Origin of the sequence: Roseateles hydrophilus (genome assembly GCF_026712245.1) — a bacterium.
Lineage (GTDB): Bacteria > Pseudomonadota > Gammaproteobacteria > Burkholderiales > Burkholderiaceae_C > Pelomonas > Pelomonas hydrophilus.
Genome location: NZ_JAPPUY010000005.1, coordinates 310,846 through 333,807, shown reverse-complemented (window position 1 = coordinate 333,807; position 22,962 = coordinate 310,846). Strand labels below are relative to the sequence as shown.

Sequence of the window (22,962 nt, the reverse complement as noted above, 5' to 3'; positions counted from 1 at the left end):
GCGGTGCCCCCGGGCGCTGCGGACGGCCTGCAGCGCGTGGCATGGAGCTTGCAAATCTCCCCGACGGAGGGCGCGCCCGCGCCCCACCGCTGATGGAGACCGCATGCCCTTCACCCGCCGTCGCGCGCTGGCCGCGCTCGCTGCCACCTGCCTGAGCTTCAGCGCCGCCCAGGCGCAGACCACCCCCGTCAAGTTCCAGCTCGACTGGCGCTTCGAGGGCCCGTCCGCGCTCTTCCTGCTGCCCGTGGCCAAGGGCTACTTCAAGGCCGAGAAGCTGGACGTGACGGTGGACGCCGGCAACGGTTCGGGCGGCGCGGTCACGCGCGTGGCCTCAGGCGCCTACGACATCGGCTTCGCCGACATGGCCGCGCTGATGGAGTTCCACGCCAACAACCCCGACGCGCCGTCCAAGCCGGTGGCGGTGATGGTGGTCTACAACAACACGCCGGCCGCGGTGCTGACGCTGAAGAAGAGCGGCATCAAGACGCTGGCCGACCTGACCGGCAAGAAGCTCGGCGCCCCGGTGTTCGACGCCGGCCGGCGCGGCTTTCCCATCCTGGCCAAGGCCAACAAGCTCGGCGCCGTCAGCTGGATCAGCATGGACCCGCCGCTGCGCGAGACCATGCTGATGCGCGGCGACGTGGACGCCATCACCGGCTTCTCCTTCACCTCGCTGCTCAACCTGGAGGCGCGCGGCGTGAAGACGGCCGACGTGCAGGTCTTCCCCTACGCCGAGCATGGCGTGAAGCTGTACGGCAACGTCATCATCGCGAGCCCCAAGTTCATCAAGGAGCGGCCTGAGGCACTGAAGGCCTTCCTGCGCGCCTTCACCAAGGGCGCCAAGGAGGTGCTGGCCCAGCCCGATGACGCGATCGCCTTCGTCAAGGAGCGCGACGGCCTCATCAATGCCGACCTGGAGAAGCGCCGCCTGCGCATGGCCATCGCCGACGTCATCGCCAGCCCCGACGCGCGGGCCGACGGCTTCGGCCAGCTCAACGCGGCGCGGCTGTCGCTGATGGCCAGCCAGGTGTCCGACACCTACGCCACCAAGACGCGCGTGGACGCCACGGCCGTGTGGAACGGCGGCTTCCTGCCCAGCGCGGCCGAGCTGAACATCCTGCCGGCAGCCAAGAAATGACGACCGCTGGGCCAAGCGACGGGCCTGCGGCTGAGGTGCCGTTCGTTGACTTCCGCGACGTCTGGCTCGCCTACAACGACGAGCTGCTGGCCAAGGGGCAGTTCGCCGTCGAGGCGATCAACCTGAAGGTCGCGCGCGGCGAGTTCATCGCCATCGTCGGGCCGTCGGGCTGCGGCAAGTCAACCTTCATGAAGCTGGCCACGGGGCTGAAGCCGCCGTCGCGCGGCGAAATCCGCGTGGACGGCAAGACCGTGCACGGCCCGCTGAAGATCAGCGGCATGGCCTTCCAGTCGGCCTCGCTGCTGCCCTGGCGCAGCACGCTGGCCAACGTGATGCTGCCGCTGGAGATCGTGGAGCCCTACCGCTCGCAGCTGCGCACCCGGCGCGCCGAGTTCGAGGGCCGCGCCCGCGCGCTGCTGGCCCGCGTGGGGCTGGCTGGTTATGAAGACAAGTTCCCTTGGCAGCTGTCCGGCGGCATGCAGCAGCGCGCCAGCATCTGCCGCGCACTCATCCACGAACCCCAGCTGCTGCTGCTGGACGAGCCCTTCGGCGCGCTGGACGCCTTCACCCGCGAGGAGCTGTGGTGCATGTTGCGCGACCTGCAGGCCGAGCAGGGCTTCAACGTCATCCTCGTCACGCACGACCTGCGCGAGTCGGTCTTCCTGGCCGACACCATCTACGTGATGAGCAAGAGCCCGGGGCGCATCGTGCTGCGGCGCGAAGTGCCGCTGCCGCACCCCCGCCCGCTGGAGGTGACCTACACGCCCGAGTTCGGCGAGATCGTCCACGAGCTGCGCGGCTACATCGGCGCGCTGAAGAAGGCCGGCGCGGAGATCGCCCAATGACATTGCAACGCCATGCCCACTGGGTGCTGCTGGCCCTGCTGCTGGCCGTCTGGCAGAGCGTCTGCGGCCTGTTCGACGTGTCCGAGTTCCTGTTCCCCAGCCCGGCGCGCATCGCGCAGCAGTTCTGGGAGCACCACGACGCCATCCTCGCCCACGCGTGGCGCACCTGGTGGGTCACGATGGCGGGCTTCGCGCTGTCCATCGTCGTGGGCGTGCTGCTGGGTTGCCTGATGGGCAGCTCGCGCCTGGCCTACGCCGCCATGTACCCGCTGATGACGGCCTTCAACGCGCTGCCCAAGGCAGCTTTCGTGCCCATCCTCGTCGTGTGGTTCGGCATCGGCGTGGGGCCGGCGGTGCTGACGGCCTTCCTGATCAGCTTCTTCCCCATCATGGTCAACATCGCCACGGGCCTGGCCACGCTGGAGCCCGAGCTGGAGGATGTGCTGCGCGTGCTGGGCGCCCGCCGCACCGACGTGCTGTGGAAGGTGGGCCTGCCCCGCTCCATGCCTTACTTCTTTGCTGCGCTGAAGGTGGCCATCACGCTGGCCTTCGTCGGCACGACGGTGTCCGAGATGACGGCCGCCAACGAGGGCATCGGCTACCTGCTGATCTCGGCCGGCTCGTCCATGCAGATGGGCCTGGCCTTCGCCGGCCTGCTGGTGGTGGGCGCCATGGCCATGGCCATGTACGAGCTGTTTGCCGTGCTGGAGCGCCGCCTGACCGGCTGGGCCCACCGCGCCGCGTGATTTCACAACCCGAGGAGAGACGCATGAACCAGAAAACCCTGGCCGCCGGCCTGATCACGCTGCTGAGCCTGCCCGCGCTGGCGCAGAGCAGCATCACGGCCTATGGCCTCATCGACGTCAGCGCCGGCATCAGCAAGGCGCCCGGCGCGACCGCCTCCGTGAAGAGCGTGGACAGCGGCAAGATGACCACCAGCTACTACGGCTTCCGCGGCGTGGAAGACCTGGGCGGAGGCCTCTCGGCCACCTTCAACCTGGAGGGCTTTCTGCGCGCCGACATCGGCGCCAGCGGCCGCTCTGCCACCGACAACTACTGGGCGCGCGCCGCCAACGTGGGCTTGAGCAGCAAGGAATGGGGCACGCTGCGCATCGGCCGCAACACCACCACGCTGTTCGTCGCCACGCTGAGCTTCAACCCCTTCGGCGACTCCTTCGGCTACTCGCCCAGCATCCGCCACATCTTCACCAGCAACACCGTCACCGGCGACTCGGGCTGGAGCGACTCGGTGCTCTACACCACGCCCAACTTCAGCGGCTTCACCGGCAGCGCCTTCGTCGCGGCGGGCGAGGGCCAGGGCGGCCGCAACGTGGCGCTCAGCGGCACCTACGCCGCCGGGCCGCTGGCCGGCTCGCTGGTCTACCAGAAGGTGCAAAAGGACGGCGGCGCCACGCCGGTAGACGACACCGAGGTGACGATGGCCAGCGGCTCCTACGACTTCGGCGCCGTCAAGCTCTTTGGCCAGTACGCGAGCGCCGAGAACCTCACGCGTCGCATCGACTACAAGATCTACGAAGCCGGCGCCAGCGTGCCCCTGGGCGCAGGCAAGCTGCTGGCGCAGTTCGGCAAGATCAGCCCCAGCACCGGCGCCGCGCGCCAGACCTGGACGGTGGGCTACGACTACTTCCTGTCCAAGCGCACCGACCTCTACGCCATGGCCATGAACGACAAGCTCAGCGGCCAGAGCGCCGGCCGCAGCGTGTCGGTGGGCATGCGGCACCGGTTCTGACCCGCGCCCGCCGCCAACGCGCAAGGGCCTGAGCGGCCGGGGCCGCCGGGCCATGCCTAGAATCCCGGCCGCCATGCCCGCCTTCAACCACGCCCACGCGCACCGCCAATCCTGGTGGCTGCTGGCCGTGTTCGTGCTCGGGCTGCTGGCGCCGGGCATCAGCGCGGCACTGGCCCATGCACGGGGCGACTTCTCGGCCTGGCAGGACGTCTGCCGCGCGCCCAGCGTGGGCCGCGTGGCCGAGCCCCGGCCCATCGAGAAGGCGCTGGACCTGCTGGCCAACGGCCACTGCGCGGCCTGCCAGCTGAGCGCCACCGACCTCGCCCCGCCCCCGGCCCTGCCGGCGGTGCAGGCACCGCTGGGCTTGGTGGCCCAAGCCCCCGCCCGCTTCTGGACCGCCCCGGTCACGGCCCACGCCTGGCGCCCGGCCAGCGCGCGCGCGCCACCCGCCTCGATCTGAGTCCCCTGCCCTTCCCGGCCGCCTGACGGCGCCGGGCCAGCCCTGGCCGCCCGGCCGGGGCCGACTCCGATCACTGTTCATTCCATGACCCAGATGTCCCTCGCGGGGCTGGCGATCGCCTGCCTCGCCCCGGCCCTCACGCCGCTCGCCCACGCCCAGGGCGTGGCCACCGACGCCCAGCTCGCCCCGGTCACCGTGACTGGCAGCGCCACCCGCAACGGCCTGCCCGCCGCCGTGCCCGGCAGCACCGCCAGCAAGACCGCCGACCAGCTGCGCGAGCAGAACCTCTTCAACCCCGAGGACGCGCTGAACTACGTGCCCGGCACCGTGGTGCGCAAGCGCTATCTCGGCGACCGCAATGCGCTGCTGGCCGGCCGCAGCTTCGGCACGCTGCAGCCCTCGCGCGCGCTGGTCTACCTGGACGGCTACCTGATCAGCAATTTCCTCGGCCGCTTCGACGCGCCGCGCTGGAACATGATCTCGCCCGAAGCCATCGCCCGCGTGGACGTGCTGTACGGCCCATACTCGGCGCTGTTCCCGGGCAACTCCATCGGCACCACGGTGGCCGTGAGCCAACGCGTGCCGCAGGGCTTCGAACTGTCCGGCCGGCTGGTCGCCAGCAGCCAGCACTTCAAGCAGTACGGCCAGGCCGAGCGCTTCGACAGCGGCCAGTTCTCGCTGCATGTGGCGAACCGGCTGGACGGCGGCGCCTGGTTCAGTGCCGACCTCAACCATCAGGACGCCACCGGCCAGCCTATGCAGTGGCAGACCGTGGTGGCCAACGCGGCGGGCAGCTTCCCGGCCGTGACCGGCGCGGCCACCACCGTGACCGGCATCGTCTACGACACCGATCCCAAGGGCCTGAAACGCGCCGTGTTCGGCGCCAATGGCGGCGCCATCGACCACACCGTGCAGGACACGCTCAACCTGCGCGGCGGCCTCATGCTCACGCCCACGCTGGAGGCCAGCGTGATGGCGTCCTGGTGGCACAACGACACCGAAACGCGCAACCAGAGCTGGCTGCGCGATGCGGCCGGCACCACGGTCTGGTCCGGCGTCGTCACCGACGGCACGAACCGCTTCAGCATCCCTGCCAGCGCCTTCGCACCGTCCACACGGCAGGAGACCCACCAGCAGCTCGGCGCCACGCTCAAGACCCGGCGCGGCCCGGGCTGGAACGGCTCGCTGGTGGTGTCCGACTACCGGCTGCTGACCGACAACGCCCGCCAGGCCAACACCCCCGACCCCGTCGCCGCAGCCGGCGGTGCCGGCAGCCTCACCCGGCGCGACGGCACCGGCTGGAACACCGCCGAAGTGCAGGCCAGCTACACGCCCACGGCTGGCGACTGGGGCCACGGCCGCCATGCGCTGGCCCTGGGCCTGCACCGCAACGGCTACCGGCTGGAGAACCGCGTGGCCAGCCTCGCCGACTGGCGCGGCGGCAACGGCACGGCCAGCCAGTTCTACGGCGGCAAGACCGAGATCACCGCGCTCTACCTGCAGGATGCCTGGCGCTTCAGCGACGACTGGATGCTCACGCTGGGCTGGCGCGAGGAGCGCTTCCAGACCCACAGCGGCCGCCAGCTGGGCGGTGGCGTCACCGTGGACTACCCCGGCCGCAGCCTGCGCGGCCACTCGCCCAAGGCGGCACTGGCCTGGGCCGCGTCGGACAGCCTCACGCTCAAAGCCAGCGCCGGCCGCGGCGTGCGCTTCCCCAACGTGGAGGAGCTCTACAACGGCACCGTCACGGCCACCAGCCAGACACTGTCGGACCCCACACTGAAGGCTGAGACCGCCGACGCCGTCGACCTCAGCGCCGAGTTCGAGGGCGATCGCCAGCGGCTGCGTGTGTCGCTGTACTGGGACGACGTGCGCGACGCCATCCTGCGCCAGTCCACCACGGACGCCGCGGTCTGCAAGACCACCGCCACCGGCGCCAGCAGCTACACCTGCGTGCAGAACGTGGACCGCGTGCAGACGCAGGGCATCGAGCTGGCCTGGCAGGCGCAGGACCTGGGCCTGAAGGGCCTGGCCCTGGAAGCCAGCGCGACCTACACGCTGCGCAGCGAGGTGACCGCCAACGCCCGTGACCCGGCCATGGTGGGCAAGTGGTGGCTGCGCGTGCCGCGCACCCGCGCCGCACTGCAGGCCAGCTACCGGCCCGACACGCGCTGGCTGTTTGCCGCCGGCTGGCGCCACCAGGGCCGCGCCTATAACGACACCTACAACCTCGACGTGAACCCCAACGTCTACGGCGGTGTCTCCAAGCTCAACCAGCTGGACCTGCGCGGCGCCTACAAGTTCACGCCGCAGCTGGAGCTGGCGCTGGGCATCAACAACCTGAGCGACCAGCACGCCTACCAGAGCCACCCCTACCCGGGCCGCACGCTGTTCGCCGAACTGCGCTTCAAGCGCTGAAGGAGGGCCGCATGAGCAACAACGCCTCGTCATCCGCGCTGAACCGGCTGTTCTGGCGCGTGCACTTCTGGGCCGGCCTGATCAGCGCGCCCATCATCCTGTTCGCCGCGCTGACCGGCCTGCTCTACGTCTTCACGCCGCAAATCGAGGCCTGGCGGCATGCCGATGTGGACCGCGTCACGGTGGGTTCACAGCGCCTGCCTCTGGACGCCCAGGTGGCTGCGGCCCTCGGGGCCGCGCCCGACGCGGCGCTTCGCTACGTCGTGCCGGCGCATGCGGCGGACGACAGCACGCAGGTCTGGCTGCGCGCGCCGCACGCCCATCACGGCGCGGGCGAACACGACCACGGCCTGCCGTCAGGCAGCATCGTCTACGTGAACCCCTACACCGGCCAGGTGCTGGGCCAGCTGCAGGAGATGGAACGCTTCAAGACCTGGGCCAAGAAGCTGCACTCGAACGCGCTACAGGGCGACGGCTGGCGCTGGCTGATCGAGCTGGGCGCGAGCTGGATGCTGGTGCTGTTTGCCACCGGCCTGGTGATGTGGTGGCCCCAGCCGCAAGCCCGTGGCGGCGACGGCTGGCGCGCCCTCGTGCCGCGCTGGGGCCGCGGCCGGGCCACCTGGCGTGACCTGCATGCCATCGTCGCCATCGCGCTGGGCCTGGTGCTGGCCGTCGTGCTCGTCACCGGCCTGACCTGGGCCGAGCACAGCGGCAAGCGCTTCCGCGCCATGCAGACCGCGCTGGGCCAGGACGCACCCAAGGCACCCAAGTCGCTGCGCTCTGCACCCGGCGATGCACCGCAGCTGAGCTGGCAGGCCGTGCTGGAACGCAGCCGCGCCCAGGCGCCCGACATCGCGATGCAGATCACGCCACCGGCCGGGGCCAACGGCGTGTGGCGTGTCGAGAACTTCGACCGCACGCAGCCGACCGGTCGCTTCAGCCTGGCGCTGGACGCGCGCAGCGGCGCCACGCTGTTCGCCAGCGGCTGGGAGCGGCTGCCGGCACTGGCCCGCGCCACGGCGGTGGGCATCCCCTTCCACCGCGGCGAGTTCGGCCTGTGGAACCAGGCGCTGCTGGCGCTGGCCGCGCTGGCGGCCGTGTTCTCGGTGGTGTCGGGCCTGGTGATGTGGTGGCAGCGCCGCCCACGCGGCAAGGTCGGCGCGCCGTCCCTGCCCAATCGCCACCTCAAGCAGGCGCCGTTGTGGCTGTGGCCTGTGATGGCCGGCCTGGCCTACGCCATGCCGGTGTTCGGCTGGAGCCTGCTGGTGATGCTGGCGCTGGAGGCCCTGGCACGGCTATGGCCCGTCGCCCGCGCCGCCGGCTGAGGCTGCCGTGGAAAAAAGCCGGGCCCGCCCCGGCTGATCGTGGGTTTGTTCACGCGCGGCTGCGCCGATGATCCATCCCGTCACCAGTGCACGGCCCCCGGCAACGCTGCGGCCCCTGGCGAGACGGCACCGCGAGCCGTCCGCGACCCTCCAGGCCCGCATTGCGTCGCCCCCACCGGGGCCTCGCCAGACTGGCCGCCTGCGCTGTGATCCACGCCGCAGCCCCACGCCCGCCGCCAGGCGGGTGTCCAGGGCGGTGTGAAGCGCCCCTCGCCCCGACGGCTTGCGCCGGCGGGGCTTCTTCTTGCGCGCCACACGGCCGCCGCATGCCACTCGGCGTAGTCCGGCTCATGCCGGCCTTGTCTCAGCCCCGTCAGAGACCCTGGCGATAGTGGCCGCTTCCCAGCAGGAGCACGCCATGGGCCGCCCGAAACAAGTCCCCCCCGCCCGCGAGGCCAACAGCCGCCGCGACTTCTTCAAGCGCTCCGGCGCCGGCACCGTGGCGCTTGTCGCCGCGCCCGCCCTGCTGCCGCTGGGCGCGCAGGCCGTGACCGCCCACACGGTGTTCCAGCACGGCGTGGCCAGCGGCGACCCGCTGGCGGACCGCGTCATCCTGTGGACCCGCGTCACGCCTGCCGCCCCCAAGCCGGCGATCACGGTCAGCTACGTCATCGCCACCGACCCGGCGCTGACGCAGGTCGTGCTGCGCGGCAGCACCAAGACCAACCCGGGCCGCGACTACACCGTCAAGGTCGACCCCGCCGGCCTCAAGCCCGCAACGACCTACTACTACCAGTTCAGCGCCGAGGGTGCCGTCAGCCCCGTGGGCCGCACGAAGACGCTGCCCGTCACCGGCGTGGACAGCCTGCGCATGGCCGTGGTGAGCTGCTCCAACCACGCCTACGGCTACTTCAACGCCTACGCCCGCATCGCCGCGCGTGCTGACCTAGACCTGGTACTGCACCTGGGCGACTACCTCTACGAGTACGGTGCCAACCAGTACGGCAACGTGCGCACGCCCGAGCCGGCGCACGAGATGGTCACGCTGGCCGACTACCGCCTGCGCCACGCGCAATACAAGCGCGACGCTGACTCGCAGGCCATGCACCGCCAGCACCCGATGATCGCCATCTGGGACGACCACGAGATCACCAACGACACCTGGAAGGGCGGCGCCCAGAACCACCAGCCCGGCACCGAGGGCGACTGGGAAACCCGCCTGGCCGCCGGCCTGCAGGCCTATTACGAGTGGATGCCGGTGCGGCCGGCCAACGGCGCCAAGCTGCGCGACAACCACCGCGGCTTTGCCTACGGCGACCTGGCCGAACTGCTGATGCTGGAGGAGCGCCTCAGCGAGCGCTCGCAGCAGCTGACCACGGCCACGCACATCACGGCCTTCGGCCCGGGCTTTGCCACCACCGACCCCGGCTACGGCGACGCCAGCCGCACGCTGCTGGGCGCCACGCAGGAGGCCTGGCTCATCGACCGCCTGCGCAGCACGCCGGCCCGCTGGAAGCTGCTGGGCCAGGGCGTCATGTTCGCGCAGCTCAAGGCGCCGGGCCGCGACCAGGCCACCGACCCCGGCCTCTACTTCATCAACGGCGACCAGTGGGACGGCTACGAGCCGGCCCGCAACCGCCTCTACGACGCGCTGCGCGGCGATGCCACCCGCCCGCAGGTCAACAACGTCGTCGTGCTCACCGGCGACATCCACAGCAGCTGGGCCGCCGACCTGCACCCCAACCCCTACCACCCGGCGCAGTACGACAAGGCCACCGGCGCGGGCTCGCTGGCGGTGGAGTTCGTCGGCACGTCCGTCACCTCGCCCGGCGTGGACACCGACACGACCGGCCAGGTGGCGGGCGCCATCCGCTTCTACAACCCGCACTTCAAGTACGTGCAGCTGACACGCCGCGGCTACATGCTGGTGGACGTCAACCGCGACCGCACCGTCGCCGAGTGGTGGTACGTGGACACCGTGGCCAGCCCCAGCAACATCGAGGCCTTTGCCACCGCCTTCGAGGTGCGCCACGGCGAGAACCGCCTGCGCCCGTCGGCGCAGACGCCCTCGCGCGCCAACCCGCCGCTGCTCGCCCCCTGACCACGAAGGAAGCAACATGCACAAAGCCGCTCTCGCCCTCGCCCTGGCCATTTCGGCGCTGGGCGCCCAGGCCGCCGACCTCAGCCTCTCCGGCCAGGCCGTCCATCACAACGACAAGATCGTCATCGACTTCCAGGTCGCCGCCGGCAGCACGGTCAGCCTGTGGACCGACTCCTGGCAGGCTGGCCTGAACTTCGACCCGCAGCTGTTCCTGGCCTGGGGCGGCGCCATCGTGAGCGCGGACGACGATGGCGGCAACCTCATCAACGCCGGCGCCGGCTACTACGACGCCGGCCTGCAGTTCACGGCCGGCACCGCCGGCACCTACCGGCTGGTGCTGAATGCCGCGTCCAACAACGCGCTGGGCAGCACGCTGTCGCAGGGCTTCAGCTACGACACCGACGCGCCCATCGCGCTGGCCGACTGGAACCAGCCCAGCTACGACCTCAACGCCAACGATCAAAAGGGAGGCTTCTGGCGCCTGAACCTCAGCGGCGTGGAACAGGCCGCCGTCGTGCCGGAGCCCGGCCGCGTTGCGCTGCTGCTGGCCGGCCTGGCCGGCATTGCCTTCAGCGTGCGGCTGCGCCAGACGCAGCGCTGAGCGCCGCTGCCGGCGCGGCCGGCACGGCCTCACAGGCCCGCGCCTGGGCGATGCCCTTCAGGAAGGCCCGCCGCACCGTGCCCGCCGCGATGGCGGCGGCCACCTGGCGCGAGTAGCGCTCCGCGCCGCTGAGCTTGCGCACCCAGCCACGGAAGGGGATGGCCCCTTCCACCGCGCGCTTCGCCGCGCCCGTCACGGCGTCACCGCCGCGCTCCACCAAGCTGGGGTTGGCATCGGTGGCGGGCGTGTCCAGGTCGGCGCCCAGCACCGCGTCCAGCGCGCGGATGTCGGCGGCCAATGCCGGGCAGCTCGCATCGGCCGGCATGCGGTAAGGCGCCTGCTGCGCCTGCACCAGCGTGTCGGGGATGGGCGCATTGACGAGGTTCAGGTCGGACAGCGGCGTGGTGGCGGCCGACGCCATCTGCTGCTGGTGCGACGCCGCGCAGCCGGCCAGGGCCAGCACGGCCGACAGGGACATCAGGAGCAAAGTGGTGCGCATGGGCTGAACCTGGAGCAGGCGTGAACGGGCGCGCAGCATAGCCGGCGCCTGCTCGCGGCGCGCGGTCAGTCCTTGCGCTCCACCAGCCGCCGGCCGGCGTCGGTGTAGCGCTCGTGCAGCGGGTCGATGGCCTGGCGCAGCCGCAGCAGCGCCTCGGGCGACAGGCGCTGGCCATGGTGGTTCAACGTCGCACGGGCCAGGTGGATGATGCGTGCGTTCAGGCTGCTGCTGGCCAGTTCGGCCAGCGCCTCCAGCGTGCGCTGGTGCTGCTTGCGCACGAGGTGCGACATCGCCTCGTTCGCCTGCGTGTTGATGGCCTGGGCCGCGTCGCGCACCAGCGCCTCGACCGCCGGCATCGGCGCGGCGGCCAGTTCCAGCAGGTGGGTGCGTGCCCGCGACACGCAGAAGCGCCGCGCCAGCTGCATAGCCCAGGTCATGGCCTCCGGGATGGGCTGCTGCCCCGCGCAGCGCACCAGCAGCATCAGCAGGCTGCTGGCCATCTCGTAGCTGAACTCGGGCTGCTCGATCTGCGCGGCCAGTTGGCGCAGGCCGCTCAGCGCCGCCTCGGCGCGCCGCAACGACAGCTGCAGCGCCACCTCGCTGGTCTGCGTCAGCAGGCGCACGCGATAACTGTCGGGATGACGGCCCAGCGCGGCCTCCAGGTGCCGGTAGGCGCGCTCGCAGGCGTCAACGTCACCCAGGTCCAGGCTGGCGATGGCCAGTGCGACAACACCTTGAAAGTCCAGCACGCGGGCCTGCGCGCCGATGGTCAGCGCCGCGCCGAGGTGCCGGGCCGCCTCGACGCTGTGGCCGAGGTAGAGCTGCAGCGAACCCAGCTTCTGCAGGCGCGACACATTGCCCGGCGTGATCTGCACCGCCTTGGCAAAGACCTCGGCGGCGGCCTCGACCTTCATCTCCTCCAGCAGCGCGTGGCCGTAGACGTCGTACGCATCGGCATAGGCCGGGTTCTCGGTCAGCAGGGTCTCCAGCGCGCGGCAGGCCTTGGCGGTGTCGGCGTCGCGCAGGTCCAGACGCGCGAGACCCAGCCGCGCCCAGGGCACGGCCTTGAAGGCCAGCACGGCCTCCAGCATGCGCCGCGCTGCATCCAGCTGGCCCAGACGCAGGTAGAGCTCGGAGCCGATGCGCGCGGCATAGACCTTGTAGACCTCGCTGTCGCGGAACATGGCCTCGCACAACTCGGCCGCCTTGGCGTAGTCCGACTCCTCGATGGCCTGGAAGACCGGCCGGAAGGCCTGCTTGCGCGCCAGCACCACCTGCAGCCGCTCCTCGAACTGCCGCGTCGCGATGGGCTTGAGCAGGTAGTCGTCCAGCGCGCCCTCCACCGCCTCGGCCACATGCTGGTAGCGGGCCTCGCCGGTCACCATGATGAAGGCCGTCTGCATGGGCAGGCCCTTGGACTGGCGCAGCTCGTCCAGCAGGTCCTGGCCGGTCATGTCGTTGGGCCCTTCCTGGCGGAACGTCATGTCGCTGAGGATCAGGTCGTAGGGCTGGGGTGCGCTCTTGATCATGCGGCGCGCCTCTTCCGGGCGGCGCGCCATGTGCAGGTGCTGGTGGCGCACGCCCAGGTCGCGCAGCATGCTGCCCAGCACGGAGCGGGCCAGCTCGACCTCATCGATGATGAGCACGAGCAGCCTGTCCATGGGCACGCTGCCAGACAGTGAGAAAGCGGGGTTCACCTGGGCTCCGGAACCTCGTCGGTCACCGCAGTCTGGCAGTAACGACGATCACGTGCAGGGGTTTCTGCGTCACGGGGGCGGCGGCCAGCGGCAGGCTCACGCCAGCAGCTGCTCCAGCCGCTGCTCGCGCAGCCCGTAGAAGCGCTTGATCTCGGCAATCTGCGCCAGCAGCTCGGGCCGGCGCGCGGCCAGGGCCTGGGCGGCGGCACCTTGCGCCTTCACGGCCAGGATCATCTTGTTCTTGCTGGTGTGCTCCAGCGCGATGAACTCGAAGACCTGGGTGCGGTAGCCCTGGCTCTCCAGCAGCAGCGCGCGCAGGCTGTCGGTCACCATCTCGGCCTCCTGACCCAGGTGAATGCCGTGCTGCAGCATGGGCTTGAGCGCCGCCGGCAGCTGCATCTGCGGGCGGATCTCCTTGTGGCAGCAGGGCGAGCTCATGATGACGCGGGCGCCGCTTTGCAGGCCCACGTGCAGCGCGTGGTCGGTGGCGATGTCGCAGGCGTGCAGCGCGATCATCACGTCCAGCGGCTGCACCGGCTGGGTGCGCACATCGCCCTGGTCGAAGCGGATGCCGCTGAGCTGCTCGCCGTCGATCACGGCGTTGCACAGGCGCACCATGTCGTCGCGCAGCTCGATGCCGGTCACGCGCGGCTGCAGGCCCTGCGCCTGCAGCCAGTCGTGCACGGCAAACGTGAGGTAGCCCTTGCCGGAGCCGAAGTCCGCCACGCGCACCGGGCCCTGCAGCTGGGCCTCGTCCACCGCGGCGGACAGGATCTCGACGAAGCGGTTGATCTGCTTCCACTTGCGCGCCATCGCCGGCACCAGCGCCGGCTCGCCCTTGACGAGGTGGGTCAGCCCCAGCGCGCGCCAGACGGGATGCGCCATCTCCAGCGGGCGCTGCTTGGCCTTGTCGTGCGCGGCCGGCGCGGGCGCGTCCTCGGCGCTGTCCAGGCGAGTCACGCGCAGGGTCTCGCGGCCCTTGCGGCTGACGGCGAACTGCACCTCCTCGCTCGCCGTGTGCAGGTGGGCGTTGCGAAAGCGCGCGCCCAGCAGCGCGGCGATCTCGGCCAGGCCGGTCTCGGGCGCGTGGTTCTTGGTGACGTCCTTGGTGCGGTGCCGCCACAGAAAGCTCAGCGCCGGCTCGCCGCGCAGCTCGATGGCGCGCACGGTCAGGCGCTCGACGTCGGCATCCTCCTCGTCCGCCGCCACCGGGCCGGACAGCAGCAGCTTGCCGAACTGGCCGCTGGCCAGCGCGAGTCGGATCTGGTGGAGAAAGCGCTCGTGGGCTGCGGCAGTGGCAGCAGGCGGCGGCGTGATCAGGCGCGTGAACATCCGGTGATTGTCCCCGCCGCGCCGCGCGAGCCCCTCAGATGCGCCCTTTCGCACAGGCAGCGCCCTCGCACCCCCCGCTTTGCGGAGATGCGCGCCGCCGCCGCCCAAGGGAAACTACCCTCCCTAACTTGAAGAACTCCTGGTCACTGTCATGCTCAAGCCCCTTCAGATCGCTGCCGCCACCCTGCTGCTTGCCGCCAGCGCTTCGCAGGCCACTTCGGTGGTCTCGTCCCAGGGCGTGACGTTCTCGTACGACGCGCTGGACGCCGACAGCTTCACGCTGCGCATCCAGAACGCACCGGCGGCCACGGGCAACTGGGGCCCGGCGACACACCTGGGCTTTCTCGCACTGAAGGATCTCGGCAGCTTCGCCACGCTGTCCAGCGTGCAGGTGTCGCTGAACACGGGCGCCAGCACGGCGTGGTCGTTCACCACGGGCGAGTTGACCGGCCAGGGCTGCGGCAGGAGCAAGGCCAACGGCGCGGCGGGCTTCTGCATCGACGCCCCGCAGGACCTGCCGCTCAGCAACGACATGCTGCTGACCGTCAACCTGCAAGGCACGGGCATCCAGTTGTCCAGCGACGGCACCCCGCACCTGAAGGTCGGCTTCACGGCGCTGAGCGCCAACGGCAACCGCCCGGCCAGCTACGCGCTCGTCGGCGACCTGCTGTCGCAGCCGATGGCGACGTCGGGCGTCGTCAGCAGCGTGCCGGAACCGTCCTCGGTGGCCATGCTGTGCCTCGGCCTGGCCGTGCTGGGCGCGGCCAGCCGCCGCCGCGCCTGATCAGGCGTGCGTGACCAGGGCCGCCTGCTCCGGGCGGCCCAGCTGCGGCAGCGTGTTGAAGCTGACGAGGTGATGCCGCTTGGGGTTGAACGCGAACTCCGTGACGGCCGCGTTGCGCAGCCGCAGGTTGAGCTCCACGACTGACTCCGCCGGGCAGGCCAGCACCTGGCCCACGGCCGTGGAGATGGGCCCGCCGCTGGAGACGATGAGCACCTGTCGGCCCGCGCCCCCGGCCAGCACGCGGGCCAGCGCGTCGGCCACGCCGGCCGCGAACTCGGCATGCGTGGGCATGCCCGCTGGCGCCACCTCGCCGCGCATCCAGGCCAGCAGGCCGGTGCGCAGCAGCCGGAAGTGCTGCTTCACCGTCTCGGCATCCGTGGGCTTGGCCAGCGGGCCGGGGTGGATGGCGCGCACGATGGCCTCGCTGTCGTACTCGTTCAGGCCGGGCAGCGCGACGGCCGGCAGGTCCTCACCCAGCCCCTCGACGAGGCCGGCGAGCGACTGCGCATGGCGCTTGAGCGTGCCGGTGAAGACGGCATCGAAGCGCTGGCCGCGCTCACGCCACCAGGCGCCCAGCAGGCGGCATTGCTCGTGGCCGATGGGGCTGAGCTGGTCGTAGTCGGCGGCGCCGAAGCTGGCCTGGCCGTGGCGAACGAGGTAGAGGCTTCCCATGGCCGCCATGATGACGGGCCGGCCGGGCGCCGGCTGTCGCGACAATGACGGCATGTCACGCCTGCGCCAAGCCACCCGCGACGACACCGCCGAGCTCTGGCGCGTGCGCTACGCCGTCACCGAGAACACGCTGACGCCCGGGCGCATCTCGGACGCCGAGCTGCACGCCCACCTGGAGACGCACGGCCGCGGCTGGGTCGTGGAGCTGGCGCCGGCCCCGGACCTGCGGATTGCCGGCTTCGCCATCGGCGACGCCCGCAGCGGCCACATCTGGGCCTTGTTCGTGGACCCGCCGCTGCACGGCCAGGGCCACGGCCGCATGCTGCACGACGTGATGGTGGACTGGCTGTTTGCGCAGGGCCACGAGCGGCTGGACCTGGGCACCCAGCCCGGCTCACGCGCCGAGGCCTTCTACCGCCGCACCGGCTGGCGCCCCGTGGGCGACGGCGTGGACGCGCACGGCGACCGATTGTTTGAACTGCTGAAGAAAGACTGGACCTTCCATGCTTGACACCCACGTCATCGAGACCGGCCCCAACCCGCGCACGACCATCATCGTGCTGCACGGCCTGGGCGCGGACGGCTATGACTTCGTGCCCATCTGCGGCGAGCTGGACCTGGCCGCCATCGGGCCGGTGCGCTACGTGTTCCCGCATGCGCCGCAACGCCCGGTCACCATCAACAACGGCTATGTGATGCGGGCCTGGTACGACATCCGCGTGGTGGACCTGCAGCGCCAGGAAGACGAGGCCGGGCTGCGCGAATCGCAGCGCCAGATCGCCGCGCTGATCGACGCCGAGCGCGCGCGCGGCATGCCGGCCGAGCGCATCGTGCTGATGGGCTTCTCGCAGGGCTGCGCCATGACGCTGATGACGGCGCTGCGCTACCCCGAGCGCCTCGGTGGCGCGGTGGGCATGTCGGGCTACCTGCCGCTGGCGCCGACCACAGCCGCCGAGCGCCACGCCGCCAACGCCGACCTGCCGCTGTTCCTGGCCCACGGCACGCAGGACCCCATCGTGGCGCATGCCCGCGGCGCCGCCGCCCGCGACGCGCTGCGCGCGCTGGGCCACGAGGTGCAGTGGCACGACTACCCCATGCCGCACTCGGTGTGCCCGGAGGAGATCGCGCACATCAACGCCTGGCTGCTGGCGCAACTGGCCTGAGTTGGCGGCGCTGTTTGGGGCGTTGCCGCGCAGCGCATGATGGAAGATCGATGAGTCATGGAGCGCCTGGCCGAACAGATCGTTGACTGGCACAACCGCCACCCGCTCGCCCGCCGCATTCGCGCGGGCGATGTGCACACCATCGGCGTGGTGGCGCTGCCCTTCGTGCGCACGACGGCACAGACGGGCAGCGTCGTCGAGCCGGTGCTGACCGACGTCGTCAGCGCGTTTGACGAGTTGCATGGCTCGCCTCCGGTGTCGCGCTTTGCCGTGTGGCTGCAGCGCCTGCGGGCCCTGCCGGGCCAGCTGCTCGGCAAGCTGCGCGGCCGCCAGCCGCGCACGCAGTGGCGGGCGTTCAACGAGAAGTTCCTGCCCGGGCTGAGCGTGGGCCGCATCGAGCGCTTCGCGCTGGCGCACGGCTACACGGAAGCGCCGGCCGCACAGGATGCCAAGCCCTGGCGCGTCATCGTCATCGACGAGAAGCTGGCCGCGCAACGCGGCGGCTGGCCGTTCGAGCTCTACCTGATGAGCGCCGGCATCGACCTGGGCACGGCCCGCACGCGCGTGCTGAGCGGCCGGGGCATTCCGTCGCAGATCATCGGCCGCCGCCTGTGGGACCTGAAGCGCGTGGCGGCGGCCGCCGCCGCGGCCGTGGTGCTGCTGGGCGTGGGTGCCTGGCTGCTGTGGCCACGCCACGCCGCCGACCCGCATGCCGACCCGGCCATGCCGCCGCCGTCGGCAGTGGCCTCGGCAGCGCACGCGGCTGCATCGGCTCCTGCAGCGCCGGCATCGGCCGCCGTGCCTCCGGCTGACGCAGCGTCTACCGCCCAACCTGGCGCCGCCGCTTCAGCGGCCGCCGACATGGCCGAAGCGGCCTCCCAGCCGGCCTCGGGCGCCGAACCCACCCCCACCCGCGCGCCCAACACCCCGGTGCCCGCCAGCGAACTGCCGCGCCACGGCACGGCCGCCATCGACGGCATGCCCGACATCCGCCCGCGGCTGGTGGAACGCACCGACGGCATCGAGCGGCCGCCACTGCGCTCGACCAAGCCGGCCGAGGCCGGCCCGGCTGGCGCCACCACCGGGCCGGCCGCCACGCCCACGCGCACAGCACCCGCCGGCGCAGCCACCGACAGCGCACGCAGCGCCGAGCCCGCCGACCCGCGGATGACGCGCCTGGCCGAGACGCCCCCGAAGAGCGGCAGCGCCCCGGTGGCACTGGTGGGCCCGGCCGGCAGCAAGGCCGATGCCGAGGCGCTGCTGAAGAAGATGAAGGAGAGCCTGGCCGGCGTGCACAGCAACCCCGAGGCGCTGCAGGCCGACGTCATCCAGACGCCCGAGGGCTGGCGCGCTACGGTCTGGCCGTTCACGAGCCGCGAGCAGGCGCAGCTGATCAACGCGACGCTGGTGGCGCGCGGGCTCAAGACCAAGGCCGTCAACTTCTAGGCCAGCGCGCCGAAGCGCTCGGCCAGGAAGTCCAGCAGCAGGCGCAGCGCCAACGGCTGGTACTGCCGCGACAGGTAGACGCCGTGGATGGCGTGCGACTCCGGCTCGCAGCCCGGCAGCAGGCGCACCAGCCGGCCCGCGCGCAGATCGTCGTCGACGAGGTAGTCCGGCAGGATGGCCAGGCCCGCGCCGGCCAGCACGGCGCGGTGCATGACGGCCGCGTCATTGCTCTGCAGCACCGCGCGCACCGGCACGCGCAGCCACTGGCCGGCCTGCTGCAGCGTGTAGTCGTTGCGGTTGACGTAGGCATGCGTCACGCAGCGGTGCTGGCGCAGATCGTCCGGCGTCTGCAGCGGCGGTGCGCCGGCCAGGTAGCCGGGCGTCGCGCACAGCACCGAGTGGAAGCGCCCCAGCGGCCGCGCCACCAGACCCGGGTCGAGCTGGTTGCTGATGCGCACGGCCAGGTCGATGCGCTCCTCGACGAGGTTGACGGCGCGCTCCAGCACGACGAGCTCCACCTCGCAGTCCGGGTGCCGGGCCAGGAACTCGGCCACCGCCGCGGCCAGCCGCGCCTGCGCGAGCGAGGCGCTGGCCGTCACGCGCAGCCGGCCGCGCGGCGCCAGCTGCTGCTCGCCGGCGGCGGCCTCGGCCTCGCGGGCCAGCTCCAGCATCTGGCGGCAGCGCAGCAGCGCGCCGGCACCGGCTTCGGTGAGGCTGACGCGCCGCGTCGTGCGCTGCAGCAGCCGCGCGCCCAGCCAGCGCTCCACGCTCTCCAGGTAGCGCGACACCATCGCGCGCGACATGTCCAGCGCGTCGGCCGCCTGCGTCAGGCTGCCACGCTCGGCCACCTCCACGAACACCTGCATCGCGATCAGGCGGTCCATGGTCCTAGAAGCGGCAGTTGGGCAGGCCCGAGGGCGCGCCGAGGCGGGCGGCTGGCAAGGCGCGACGACGACGTGGGCTCATGCCCACGAGAAGGAGCAACGCAGCCAGCGGCCCGAAGCGGCGGGCCCGCGGGCCTGCAGCGCTGCTGACCGACGTGGCGGACGTGGCGCCGTGAGCAAGGTCTTGATGCATTGAGACTTTCGATCAGTAGCAAGCGGTCGACTACCGCTTCTAGGACATTTGCTCGATCCAGTTGACAAAGCATCGACTCTAGCGGCGTTTATTCATTCAATCAGCGCAAATAGAGTGCATGGCATTCCCTCCACTTCTTCAAGGACCGCCATGAACCCCCTCAAGACCCTGCGCCGCTTCGCCCTGCCGCTGGCCGCGCTCACGCTGGGCGTCACCGACGCCAGCGCCCAAGCCGCCACCCCGGCCACGGCAGCCGCGCCGCTGGCGCTGCAGGTCTACAACGCCGATGCCGGCAGCTTCCACGTCAACGCGGTGCTCGTGTCCGGCAAGACCGACGCCGTGCTGCTGGACACCGGCTTCACGCGCGCCGACGCGCTGCGCATCGCCGCCCTGGTGCTGGACAGCAAGAAGACGCTGACCACCATCTACATCAGCCAGGCCGACCCGGACTTCTACTTCGGCATTGGCGTGCTGAAGGCCTTCTTCCCGCAGGCCCGCGTCGTCGCCACCGCGCCCACGGTCAAGAAGATCGCCGCGACGCTGCCGACCAAGCTGCAGGTCTGGGGCCCGCGCCTAGGCACCAACGCGCCGCAGGCCGTGCCGCTGCCCGAGGCGCTGACCGAACCCACCATCAAGCTGGAGGGCGAGACGCTGGAGATCCGCGGGCTGGACGACGCGCTGGCGCACCGCAGCTACGTCTGGATCCCATCGCTGCGCACCATCGCCGGTGGCGTCAACGTGTTTGCGGGCCTGCATGTGTGGACGGCCGACACGCAGACGGCGCAGGAGCGCGCCGCCTGGCGCGACAAGCTGTCGGCCATGGCCGCACTGCAGCCGCTGCGCGTCATCCCCGGCCATAGCCGCGCCGGCGCGCCGCAGGATGCCACGCAGATCCGCTGGACGCAGGACTACCTCACCCGCTTCGAGACCGAACTGCCCAAGGCCGCCAACGCCGCCGCGCTGATCGGCACGCTGCAGCAGGCCTACCCGGACGCAGGCCTCGGCATTGCGCTGGACATCGGCGCCAAGGTCAACAAGGGCGAGATGAAGTGGTGAAGCGTCAGGCCGCCGGCCGGCGGATGACGAAGGCGCGCTTGTCGCTGGCATCGAAGCCGCAGCGCTCGTAGAAGGCCCACACGGCCGGGTCCTGGCGGCTGGTGGTCAGCACCACCTTGTAGGCGTCCATCGCCCAGGCCTGGGCGATGGCATGCCGGATGACGCCCTGGCCGTGGCCCTGGCCGCGGTGGTCGGCGTGCGTCACGACGTTCTCGATGACGCCATAGGAACGGCCGCCGCGCGTCAGGTTGGGGATGACGGCGAGGTTGCAGCTCGCGATGAGCTGCGCCCCGCTGAACAACCCGAAGTGGCGCAGCCCCGGATGCGCGCACACACGGCGCACTGCCTCCGGCGAGGGCGGCGCGTCGCCGGCGTTCAGGTGCTGGTACAGCGCCAGAAGGGCGTCGACATCGTCGACGCCCAGGTCGCGGATCGCGACCGTCGTGCTCACTTCACCTCAAGCTTCATCGTGTTGGCGATGAAGGCCAGCATGTCGCTGCGTTCCTCGATGATCTTGGAGGTCGGCTTGCCGGCGCCGTGGCCTGCATTGACCTCGATGCGGATCAGCTTGGGCGCAGGGCCGGTGTCGGCGGCCTGCAGCGCGGCGGTGTACTTGAAGCTGTGCGCCGGCACGACGCGGTCGTCGTGGTCGCCCGTGGTCACCATGACGGCCGGGTAGGTCGCGCCGCTCTTGATGTTGTGCAGCGGCGAGTAGGCGTACAGCGCCTTGAACATCTCCGGGCTGTCCTTGCTGGTGCCGTAGTCCGTGGCCCAGGCCCAGCCGATGGTGAAGTGCTGGTAGCGCAGCATGTCCAGCACCCCCACCTGCGGCACCGCAGCCGCGAACAACTCCGGCCGCTGGTTGACGACCGCGCCCACCAGCAGGCCGCCGTTGGAGCCACCGTTGATAGCCAGCGTGGCGGGGCTGGCCACCTTGTTCTTGACCAGCCATTCGCCGGCGGCGATGAAGTCGTCGAACACGTTCTGCTTGTTCAGCTTGGTGCCGGCCTCGTGCCAGGCCGAGCCGTACTCGCCACCGCCGCGGATGGACGCGATGACGTAGACGCCGCCCATCTTCAGCCAACTGGCCGCCGTGACGCCGTAGGCCGGCGTCATGGAGATGTTGAAGCCGCCATAGCCGTACAGCAGCGTCGGGTTGCTGCCGTCCAGCTTCAGGCCCTTCTTGGCGGCGATGAAGATGGGGAAGCGCGTGCCGTCCTTGCTGGTGACGAACTCGCGGCGGGTCTCGAACTCGTCGGTGTTGAAGGCCGTCTTGGGCTTCTTGAACAGTTCGATCTTGCCGGTCTTGACGTCGTAGCGATGGATCTCGGCCGGCGTGGTCAGGCTGGTGTAGCTGAAGAAGGTCTCGGTGTCGCTCCAGCGGCCGCCGAAGCCGCCGGCCGTGCCCACGCCGGGCAGCTGGACTTCGCTCAGGCGCTTGCCGTCGGCGCCATGCACGCGCACCAGCGTGGCGGCATCCTGCAGGTAGCTCAGCAGGTAGCGGCCACCCACGGCAGAGGCCTGCGTCATCGCGTCAGGCCCCTGGTCCACCAGCGTCTTCCAGTGCGCGGGCGCGGGGTTCTTGAGGTCGATGCTGATGAGCTTGCCGCGCGGCGCGCCCTTGTCGGTGCGCACGACGAGCTTGCCGCCCTGCGCAGCGACCGGGCTGTACATGGCGTCGAAGTCCACCGTGATGGCCTGCGGCTTGCCGCCGGCAAAACTGCCCTTGGGCAGCGGCAGCACCATCAGGCCGTTCTTGCTGCCGGCGCTCTTCCAGACGCTGATCAGCAGCAGCTGGCCGTCGTCGGACACCTCGGCGCCGAAGCCCCATTCCTTGTCGTCACGGTTCTCGGCGACCAGCACGTCCTCGCTCTGCGGCGTGCCCAGGCGGTGGTAGTACAGCTTCTGGAAGTAGTTGGCGCCCTTGAGCTTGTCGCCGTCCTTGGGCGCGTCGTAACGCGAGTAGAAGAAGCCACGGCCGTCGGCCGTCCAGGCCGCGCTGCTGAACTTGACCCACTCGATCTTGTCGTCCAGGTCCTGGCCGGTGGCGAGGTCGCGTACCTTCCAGGTCTGCCAATCGGAGCCGGCACCGGCGATGCCGTAGGCGATCAGCTTGCCGTCGCGCGACGGCACCAGGCCGGACAGCGCCACCGTACCGTCCTTGGACAGCAGGTTGGGGTCCAGCGCCACGGTGGGCGCGTCCTTCAACGACTTGGCCGTGTAGATGACGTTCTGCTGCTGCAGGCCGTCGTTGCGGCTCCAGAAGTAGCGGCCGCCCTCGCGAAACGGGATGCCGAAGCGCTCGAAGTTGTAGAGCTCGGTGTAGATGCGGCGCGCCGGCAGGCGCTGCGGCATGGCGTCGAGAAACTTGTCCGTGACCTTGTTCTGCTCGACGACCCAGGCCTTGGTCTCGGCGCTGTTGTCGTCTTCCAGCCAGCGGTAGGGGTCGGCGACCGATGTGCCGTGATGAACGTCGATCTGGTCGACCTTGCGCGTGACCGGGTAGGTCAGCGACTGGGCATGGGCCGAGGTGGCGAGCGTGGCCGCGAGGGTGACGGCGGTCAGGGCGAGCTTCATCGTGCGAAGTCCTGGGGGTCA

The 22,962-nt window shown here is 70.9% G+C and carries 21 protein-coding genes; 14 read left to right on the top strand and 7 right to left on the bottom strand.

Translation table 11 applies throughout. From position 1 onward, the window contains the following. Positions 1-103 precede the first annotated feature (103 nt). From NYO99_RS19465 to NYO99_RS19425, 9 genes are all read left to right on the top strand, one after another. Positions 104-1,138, top strand: coding sequence for an ABC transporter substrate-binding protein (locus NYO99_RS19465; RefSeq protein ID WP_268168955.1), 1,035 nt, complete (start codon positions 104-106; stop codon positions 1,136-1,138). Further along, entirely contained in the window at positions 1,135-1,983 is an 849-nt protein-coding gene (locus NYO99_RS19460) for an ABC transporter ATP-binding protein (RefSeq protein ID WP_268168954.1), read from the top strand. Before NYO99_RS19465 ends, NYO99_RS19460 begins: the two co-directional genes overlap by 4 nt. After that, complete coding sequence (locus tag NYO99_RS19455; protein ID WP_268168953.1) at positions 1,980-2,729, top strand: ABC transporter permease; 750 nt, start codon at positions 1,980-1,982, stop codon at positions 2,727-2,729. The genes NYO99_RS19460 and NYO99_RS19455 overlap by 4 nt, the downstream gene beginning before the upstream one ends. A gap of 23 nt (positions 2,730-2,752) precedes the next feature. Beyond that, positions 2,753-3,733 (top strand): porin, encoded by a 981-nt coding sequence (locus NYO99_RS19450; RefSeq protein ID WP_268168952.1) that lies wholly within the window; start codon positions 2,753-2,755, stop codon positions 3,731-3,733. A 73-nt stretch (positions 3,734-3,806) separates the two neighbouring features. Continuing rightward, entirely contained in the window at positions 3,807-4,193 is a 387-nt protein-coding gene (locus NYO99_RS19445; RefSeq protein ID WP_268168951.1) for a DUF2946 family protein, read from the top strand. A gap of 84 nt (positions 4,194-4,277) precedes the next feature. Then, a complete protein-coding gene (locus NYO99_RS19440) occupies positions 4,278-6,611 on the top strand; it encodes a TonB-dependent receptor (protein ID WP_268168950.1) in 2,334 nt (777 codons plus the stop codon). An 11-nt stretch (positions 6,612-6,622) separates the two neighbouring features. Beyond that, complete coding sequence (locus tag NYO99_RS19435) at positions 6,623-7,936, top strand: PepSY-associated TM helix domain-containing protein (protein WP_268168949.1); 1,314 nt, start codon at positions 6,623-6,625, stop codon at positions 7,934-7,936. Positions 7,937-8,354: 418 nt separating this feature from the next. Next, the gene (locus NYO99_RS19430; protein WP_268168948.1) at positions 8,355-10,037 is read left to right on the top strand and encodes an alkaline phosphatase D family protein; all 1,683 of its coding nucleotides are present in this window, start codon (positions 8,355-8,357) and stop codon (positions 10,035-10,037) included. Positions 10,038-10,053: 16 nt separating this feature from the next. Then, positions 10,054-10,638 (top strand): DVUA0089 family protein, encoded by a 585-nt coding sequence (locus tag NYO99_RS19425; protein WP_268168947.1) that lies wholly within the window; start codon positions 10,054-10,056, stop codon positions 10,636-10,638. On the opposite strand, the gene NYO99_RS19420 is transcribed toward NYO99_RS19425, so the two are convergent. From NYO99_RS19420 to NYO99_RS19410, 3 genes are all read right to left on the bottom strand, one after another. Beyond that, positions 10,607-11,137 carry a hypothetical protein gene (locus NYO99_RS19420; RefSeq protein ID WP_268168946.1) on the bottom strand — a complete coding sequence of 177 codons (531 nt, stop codon included), beginning with the start codon at positions 11,135-11,137 and terminating at the stop codon, positions 10,607-10,609. The two genes, NYO99_RS19425 and NYO99_RS19420, sit on opposite strands and share 32 nt — an antisense overlap. Positions 11,138-11,202: 65 nt before the next feature. Continuing rightward, entirely contained in the window at positions 11,203-12,798 is a 1,596-nt protein-coding gene (locus NYO99_RS19415) for a response regulator (RefSeq protein ID WP_268168945.1), read from the bottom strand. Positions 12,799-12,930: 132 nt separating this feature from the next. After that, positions 12,931-14,166, bottom strand: a complete 1,236-nt coding sequence (locus NYO99_RS19410) for a class I SAM-dependent methyltransferase (RefSeq protein WP_268168944.1) — start codon at positions 14,164-14,166, stop codon at positions 12,931-12,933. Between the two features lie 151 nt (positions 14,167-14,317). Here NYO99_RS19410 and NYO99_RS19405 point away from each other — a divergent pair, with 151 nt between their 5' ends. Next, positions 14,318-14,950, top strand: a complete 633-nt coding sequence (locus NYO99_RS19405) for a PEP-CTERM sorting domain-containing protein (protein ID WP_268168943.1) — start codon at positions 14,318-14,320, stop codon at positions 14,948-14,950. Here the strand turns inward: NYO99_RS19405 and NYO99_RS19400 are convergent, their stop codons facing one another. Beyond that, on the bottom strand, positions 14,951-15,622 hold the full coding sequence (locus NYO99_RS19400; RefSeq protein WP_268168942.1) for a histidine phosphatase family protein: 672 nt from the start codon (positions 15,620-15,622) through the stop codon (positions 14,951-14,953). A 52-nt stretch (positions 15,623-15,674) separates the two neighbouring features. Here NYO99_RS19400 and NYO99_RS19395 point away from each other — a divergent pair, with 52 nt between their 5' ends. The 3 genes from NYO99_RS19395 to NYO99_RS19385 are packed head-to-tail and all read left to right on the top strand — an operon-like array spanning position 15,675 to position 18,231. Further along, positions 15,675-16,133 (top strand): GNAT family N-acetyltransferase, encoded by a 459-nt coding sequence (locus NYO99_RS19395; RefSeq protein ID WP_268168941.1) that lies wholly within the window; start codon positions 15,675-15,677, stop codon positions 16,131-16,133. Further along, complete coding sequence (locus tag NYO99_RS19390; RefSeq protein WP_268168940.1) at positions 16,126-16,785, top strand: alpha/beta hydrolase; 660 nt, start codon at positions 16,126-16,128, stop codon at positions 16,783-16,785. Before NYO99_RS19395 ends, NYO99_RS19390 begins: the two co-directional genes overlap by 8 nt. Before the next feature lie 57 nt (positions 16,786-16,842). Then, positions 16,843-18,231 carry a hypothetical protein gene (locus NYO99_RS19385; RefSeq protein ID WP_268168939.1) on the top strand — a complete coding sequence of 463 codons (1,389 nt, stop codon included), beginning with the start codon at positions 16,843-16,845 and terminating at the stop codon, positions 18,229-18,231. On the opposite strand, the gene NYO99_RS19380 is transcribed toward NYO99_RS19385, so the two are convergent. Then, positions 18,228-19,115: a LysR family transcriptional regulator gene (locus tag NYO99_RS19380; protein WP_268168938.1), complete on the bottom strand. Its 888-nt coding sequence runs from the start codon at positions 19,113-19,115 to the stop codon at positions 18,228-18,230. The two genes, NYO99_RS19385 and NYO99_RS19380, sit on opposite strands and share 4 nt — an antisense overlap. Before the next feature lie 343 nt (positions 19,116-19,458). Between NYO99_RS19380 and NYO99_RS19375 the strand changes: the two genes are divergently transcribed. Beyond that, the gene (locus NYO99_RS19375) at positions 19,459-20,364 is read left to right on the top strand and encodes an MBL fold metallo-hydrolase (RefSeq protein ID WP_268168937.1); all 906 of its coding nucleotides are present in this window, start codon (positions 19,459-19,461) and stop codon (positions 20,362-20,364) included. Positions 20,365-20,368: 4 nt separating this feature from the next. Here the strand turns inward: NYO99_RS19375 and NYO99_RS19370 are convergent, their stop codons facing one another. Further along, entirely contained in the window at positions 20,369-20,815 is a 447-nt protein-coding gene (locus NYO99_RS19370) for a GNAT family N-acetyltransferase (protein WP_268168936.1), read from the bottom strand. Then, positions 20,812-22,941, bottom strand: coding sequence for a prolyl oligopeptidase family serine peptidase (locus NYO99_RS19365; RefSeq protein WP_268168935.1), 2,130 nt, complete (start codon positions 22,939-22,941; stop codon positions 20,812-20,814). The genes NYO99_RS19370 and NYO99_RS19365 overlap by 4 nt, the downstream gene beginning before the upstream one ends. Between the last annotated feature and the right edge of the window lie 21 nt (positions 22,942-22,962).